Annotated in this window: 2 protein-coding genes; both read right to left on the reverse strand. The window is 64.3% G+C overall.

Annotation, left to right across the window (positions count from 1 at the left end; all coding sequences use genetic code 11):
• Positions 1–242 precede the first annotated feature (242 nt).
• Entirely contained in the window at positions 243–428 is a 186-nt protein-coding gene (locus tag GY937_05880; protein MCP5056242.1) for a hypothetical protein, read from the reverse strand.
• 333 nt (positions 429–761) lie between these two features.
• Entirely contained in the window at positions 762–1,304 is a 543-nt protein-coding gene (locus GY937_05885) for a hypothetical protein (protein ID MCP5056243.1), read from the reverse strand.
• Between the last annotated feature and the right edge of the window lie 390 nt (positions 1,305–1,694).

The raw sequence follows: 1,694 nt of genomic DNA on the forward strand, positions 1-1,694 counted from the left end.
CGGCCTCAGGGGCGCGCCGAGCTGCGGATCGCTGCCGAGGCCTCCACCCGCCAACGATTCAATCGGGCCATCGAACAACTCGCCGCCTGACCCGGACCGATACCCTCAGGGGCCCGGATCCAATGACGGATTGGGGCTAGGCGGGGTGGGCGCCGCTTTGCTCCTCGTGGTGGATCGCGGCGATCGGCCGTGCTGGTAACCGGGACCGCTTCGCCCGGGCTGTGTCCAGCCCAAGCGACGGACTAGTTGAGCCGGCAGCCTCGAAAGTTGCCGGTGAGGACGACTCGGCCTGTGGCAACGAGGTCGGCGGCCAGCAGCTCCGTGAGTGTCTCATCGCCGGTCATTTCCTGAAGGGCGAGGACGAGTTCCAGCAGGGTGGCCGGAACCGGCCGTTCGGGGGTCGCGGAGTGGATTGCTGTGGTGGTCATCGTTCCTTCCTCTCTGCTGGTGAGTCACGGCAGGAGGCGGAACGGTTCAATGCAATCTCGGCCCCGCGGGGAACCGAGCCGAGGCGGGTCTAGGGCACATCAGGGAAGGCGCCGGCGAGCAGCATGAGGGCGGTGAGAGTGATCGTTGTGAGAGTCTTCATTGGGATGTCCTCCGTTTGGCTTCCCTGGATTCGCCCCGTAGGTCACGAGCTCCGCTCAGACGGTTCAAGGTGTGCAAGAAATTCGTCAACTACTTGATTCAGCTCACGAAAAAGCGAAAGCCGGAGAGCCCTTTCGGGCTCCCCGGCTTCGGGGGAGGGGAGTCGGTCGTGCCTAGAGGCCGCTGATATCCGTCTCCATCGAGGCGCTGGTGCTCTCCGAATCCTGGGTGGATGCGGTGGCGCCTGCTTCGGCGTCCTGGCCCTGGCTGATGCCCTGGCGATTCTGCCCACCGGAGGTGGTGATGCCGAAGCCCGAGCTCAGGTCGACCAGGCCGTCGTTGCCGATCGTGCCGTTGTAGTACGTGTTCGCCTGGGTGAAGTCGCGACCCTGGCCGCCGAGGCCCTTGAACACGAAGTTCGTCGACGCGTTCGCGCGGTAGTCGCGGAACTGGTCGAACTTGCCCGTGTTCACGGTCGGGGCGTTGCGGATCGCCGAATCGCCAACCGTCGCGCCCAGCCGAACGTTGCTGAGCCCGATGCGATCCCGACCGGTGTTGCCGATCGAGTAGGCGTGCTCGTTCACGTTCGTCGTGGCGGACACATACTTCTTCTTGCGGTCGAATAAGCCGGCGGAAGCCGGGGTGCTGATGGCGAGGGCCAGCAAGGTGCCGGCGAGGAGGGTTGCGGCCACGGACTGGGTGCTGTTGCGAAACATGAGAGTTCTCCTTGGGTTGGCCAGGCGCTGCGTGCCCCCGGCAAATCAGTTGTTCGCAGCGTGGGTCACGAGGGGGTGGTGACGGGTTCAAAGGAGAATCGAGTAAAGGTCGTTGTCCCCGGTAGGTGTTGTTGAGAAACGGCCCCTGCCTACCCCATCCGGGCCGGTTCGGCCGATGTCGAGAATGAGAAGCACACGGATCTGGCCAAGCCCCGGCGACGTATTGATTTCGGCCGACCTACGATCTGCGTAGGGGATGTCCCGTCCGCTGTTGATCTTCTCTGAGCGGCGGCTCCGGTTTGAATCCTAGGCGACGCGCTTTGCAGTCGCCTCTTCGCTGGTTTCGGACACGGTGAGAGCTCGGACGAGCTTCTCGATGTCGCGCCACCC

It is taken from the genome of bacterium, assembly GCA_024228115.1.
Classification (GTDB): Bacteria; Myxococcota_A; UBA9160; order UBA9160; family UBA6930.

Excerpts from the sequence above, each read along its gene's own strand:
- GY937_05880 (MCP5056242.1), bottom strand. The coding sequence starts at position 428 with ATGACCACCACAGCAATCCACTCCGCGACCCCCGAACGGCCGGTTCCG.
- GY937_05885 (MCP5056243.1), bottom strand. The coding sequence starts at position 1,304 with ATGTTTCGCAACAGCACCCAGTCCGTGGCCGCAACCCTCCTCGCCGGC.